The following is a 2,780-nucleotide window of genomic DNA, read 5'->3' on the forward strand; positions in this document are numbered from 1 at the left end:
CGGCGATGAGGCCCTTGCAGGACGCCGCGAAAGCTTCTCAAACACTGAAATTCCATTGCCCAACCGACGAAAAACCGTCACAACTGATAGTCATTCGCCATTACCTCGGTTCTCGGAACCCCTCCGCGGGGGTAGAATGCGCAAAACCCGGAGCCGCAATGAACCAAGACCGCCTCAATCCCAGCCCAGACGATGCCATTACCGACGCTGCCGCGCACTGGTGCATGCGCCTGCACGCCGACGATTGCACGCTGGTCGAGCGCGAAGCGTTCGCCCGCTGGCTGGCCGCCGACCCGCGCCACGCCGACGAGTACCAGGCCATGCTGGAGATCTGGCAAACCGCCGACTTGCTGCCCCGCACCGCTACGGTCATCGACTTCAACCCGCCCGCGCAACGCTTGCCCCAGCGCCGCAACTGGCGCCCGCTGGCGTCGGCCGCGGCGCTTGCCCTGCTGGCCTTGCCCCTGGCGGGTTGGGTGGGTTGGGAGCAAGGCTGGCTACCCAACCACTACCAGCACTTCAGCGCCAGCGATAACACCCAGACCGTGCAGCTGAGCGACGGCAGTACGGTCGAGCTCAACCTCAACAGCGAACTGACCTACCTCAATTACAAGGACCGGCGCCAGGTCACCCTCAAGCGTGGCGAGGCGTTCTTCAAGGTGCAGCACGACAGTGCACACCCCTTCATCGTGCAGGCAGCGCATGGCCAGACGCGGGTGACGGGTACCCAGTTCAACGTGTGGAAGTATGAGGACCAGGTCAAGGTCACCCTGGTGCAAGGTTCGGTGCTGGTCAGCAGCAATGGCAGCACGGGCGGCTACCGCCTCGGCCCCGGCATGCAGGCCAGTTACCGCACCGGCGACTTCGAGCCGCAGATGGCCCAGAGCGACGACTACGGCAACAGCCTGGCCTGGCGCAGCGGCAAGCTGGTACTCGATAACCTCAGCCTGGAACAGGCCCTGCCGGTCATCAATCGCTACCTCGAAAAGCCGCTGCTGCTGGCCGATGCCAGCACCGGCCGGATTCGCATCAGCGGCATCTACAACACCCGCGAAGTCGGGCGCCTGGTGGACAACCTGCCCAAGGTGCTGCCGGTCTACCTGACCCGCAGCAAGGACGGCAGTACCGTGCTCAATGGCATTTCCCCGCCGCCCGACAAGGGCTGAGGCCCTACAGCGTCATCGCCGCCAGCCAGCCGAAGGCCAGCAGCGGCAGGTTGTAGTGCAGGAACGTCGGTACCACGGTGTCCCAGATATGGTGATGCTGGCCGTCCACGTTCAGCCCCGAGGTCGGCCCGAGCGTCGAGTCCGATGCCGGCGAGCCCGCATCACCCAAGGCACCCGCCGTACCGACGATGCACACCGTGGCCAGCGGGTCGAAGCCCAGCTGCACGCACAGTGGCACGAAGATCGCGGCCAGGATCGGCACCGTCGAGAACGACGAACCGATCCCCATGGTCACCAGCAGTCCCACCAACAGCATCAGCAAGGCACCAATGCCCTTGCTGTGGTCGATCCACTGCGCCGATGTTTCCACCAGGCTCTTGACCTCGCCCGTGGCTTTCATCACATCGGCGAAGCCCGACGCGGCAATCATGATGAAGCCGATCATGGCCATCATCTTCATGCCTTCGGTGAACAGGTCGTCGGTCTCTTTCCAGCGCACGATGCCTGACAGCGAGAAGATCAAGAAACCGACCATGGCGCCGATGATCATCGAATCCAGCCACAGCTGGACGATGAACGCCGAGGCAATGGCCAGCCCCGCCACCAGCAGCGTCAGCGGGTTGTACTGGACGCTGACCTGCTCGACCTGCTCGATGCGCGCCAGGTCGTAGTCGCGCTTCTTGCGGTAGCTGACGAACACCGCCAGCAGCAGGCCGACCAACATGCCCGCGGCCGGAATGGCCATGGCATGGGTGACGTTGACCGCGCTGACATCGACCCCGGCGCGGGCGACGTTGGCCAGCAGGATCTCGTTGAGGAAGATGTTGCCGAAGCCCACCGGCAGGAACATGTACGGCGTGATCAAGCCGAAGGTGATGACACAGGCGATCAGCCGGCGGTCGATGCGCAGGCGGGTCAGCACGTACAGAAGCGGCGGCACCAGCAGCGGGATGAAGGCGATGTGGATGGGCAGGATGTTCTGCGACGACACCGCCACTACCAGCATCAGGCCGATCAGCAGCCATTTGACCTTGCCGCCGTTGGCGTGACCCTGGCGGTCGATCATGCTCAGGGCACGGTCAGCCAGGGCATGGGCCAGGCCTGACTTGGCGATGGCCACGGCAAAGGCGCCGAGCAAGGCATACGACAACGCCACCGTGGCGCCACCGCCCAGGCCGCCGTTGAAGGCCTTGAGCGTCCCCTCGATACCCAGCCCGCCAACCAAGCCTCCGACCAGCGCGCCGATGATCAGGGCGATCACCACGTGCACCCGGGACAGGCTGAGTATCAGCATGATGCCGACGGCGGCTATCACAGCATTCATGGTTTGGTTTACCTCGTGGCGACAGACAAAAACCGCGCACTCTGAAGCAGTGGGGGGCGGATGTCAAAAGCGCCATGGTACGGCGTGTTACGCGCGGTGGTGAATTTTAATTGAACGTTTGAATAAAGAAAAATCGGAACGGGTCGATATAGCGGGGATGCAGGGTGCATGGTTTGGGTTGTGTGGCGTTTTTGAGATCGAGCGCCGCCCGCGCGGCGCATCGCGGATGAATCCGCTCCTACATTTGTTGCAACGTGCCACGGTCTGTTAGGCCATGGTTGTCCGCCTTT

At 63.4% G+C, this 2,780-nt stretch carries 2 protein-coding genes; one reads left to right on the plus strand and one right to left on the minus strand.

Going from position 1 to position 2,780, the window contains the following annotated elements:
* Positions 1–158: 158 nt before the first annotated feature.
* Positions 159–1,166 carry a FecR family protein gene (locus PMI38_RS21025; RefSeq protein WP_008098439.1) on the plus strand — a complete coding sequence of 336 codons (1,008 nt, stop codon included), beginning with the start codon at positions 159–161 and terminating at the stop codon, positions 1,164–1,166.
* A 4-nt stretch (positions 1,167–1,170) separates the two neighbouring features.
* On the opposite strand, the gene PMI38_RS21030 is transcribed toward PMI38_RS21025, so the two are convergent.
* Positions 1,171–2,490, minus strand: a complete 1,320-nt coding sequence (locus tag PMI38_RS21030; protein ID WP_008098441.1) for a Na+/H+ antiporter family protein — start codon at positions 2,488–2,490, stop codon at positions 1,171–1,173.
* Between the last annotated feature and the right edge of the window lie 290 nt (positions 2,491–2,780).

Source organism: Pseudomonas sp. GM84, from assembly GCF_000282535.1.
In the GTDB taxonomy this organism is placed as follows: Bacteria; Pseudomonadota; Gammaproteobacteria; order Pseudomonadales; family Pseudomonadaceae; genus Aquipseudomonas.